Source organism: Vibrio sp. 378 (genome assembly GCF_033339435.1).
In genome coordinates this window covers 1-1,146 of the sequence record NZ_JAWOUO010000124.1, presented here as the reverse complement: position 1 = coordinate 1,146, position 1,146 = coordinate 1, and the positions used below count along the sequence as shown (strand labels likewise).

Genomic DNA, 1,146 nt, shown 5'->3' with positions numbered 1-1,146 from the left:
CGATAAGTGCGCACATTGTTTTGTGGGAAAAACCTAACTACTCACTGGCCAACCTCGGGTTCTACTTGTTGTACGATGGCATGACCCAAGCAAACATGGATTTCACGGCCGACGTTTGTTATGCCGCGATGATGCACCTGACTGAAGCAATCAAAGACGGCAAACCTGCTGGATTGAAAGAGCTGGGCGATTGGGAAACCATCTATCAAGGGTTGTCGACATTACCTGAGCAAGCTAAGCAGAGCTGGTTTAAGTTTGATCACTTCTATTCGGATCGTTCTTTCCCATTGCTGCTTAAAGAAGTGTTTGCCAATGAGCCAAAACATATTGTCGATATCGGTGGCAATACGGGTAAATGGGCAATGCAGTGCTGCAACTACGATAAAGATGTGCATGTGACCATTGTTGATTTGCCGCAGCAATTGGAAGTCGCGATGTCGAACGTGGCAGAGAATCAGCTCAGCGAGCGCGTGCATCCGTATCCTGCCAATATGCTTGATAAAGCCCAAACATTGCCTGATCATGCCGATATTTGGTGGATGAGCCAGTTCTTAGATTGTTTCTCTCCAATTGAAATTTTAAATATTTTGAAGAAAGTAAAGGCGCAGTTGAGCGCGGGCGATACCGTTTACGTTCTCGAACTGTTTTGGGATGCGCAGAAATACGCGGGCGCGTCATACAGCTTAAATGCTACCTCGCTTTACTTTACCTGCCTAGCCAATGGTAATAGCCGTTTCTACCGTAGTGATGATTTTCTAGAAATTGTTGAAGCAGCAGGTCTCTCTGTTGTGGAAAGAACGGACAACATTGGCCTCGGACATACCTTATTAAAACTCCAAGCAAGCTAGTATAAAGAATGAAAACAGAGCACAAGCAAGTTGTCGTCGTTGGCGCAGGTCCTTCGGGTTCCACCGTTTCTGCGTTGCTAAAATCTCGTGGTATTGATGTTGTCGTGATCGAAAAAGCGACGTTCCCTCGTTTCTCAATTGGCGAAAGCTTACTTCCAGCTTGTATGGAGGTGGTTGAACTTGCCGGAATGACAGAGGCGGTGAAGCAGCATGGCTTCCAATTCAAAGATGGTGCGGCGTTCCGTCGTAATGGGGTCTACACCCACTTTGATTTCACTGACAAATTTACCGCAGGACC

Annotated in this window: 2 protein-coding genes; both read left to right on the top strand. The window is 46.6% G+C overall.

Features of this window, described 5'->3' with window-relative positions; all coding sequences use genetic code 11:
* A partial coding sequence (locus R7Q48_RS24555; RefSeq protein WP_318132714.1) for a methyltransferase occupies window positions 1-848 on the top strand: 848 nt, incomplete at its 5' end.
* Window positions 849-856: 8 nt separating this feature from the next.
* On the top strand, window positions 857-1,146 hold a 290-nt coding region (locus R7Q48_RS24550; protein WP_318132713.1), incomplete at its 3' end, for an FAD-dependent oxidoreductase.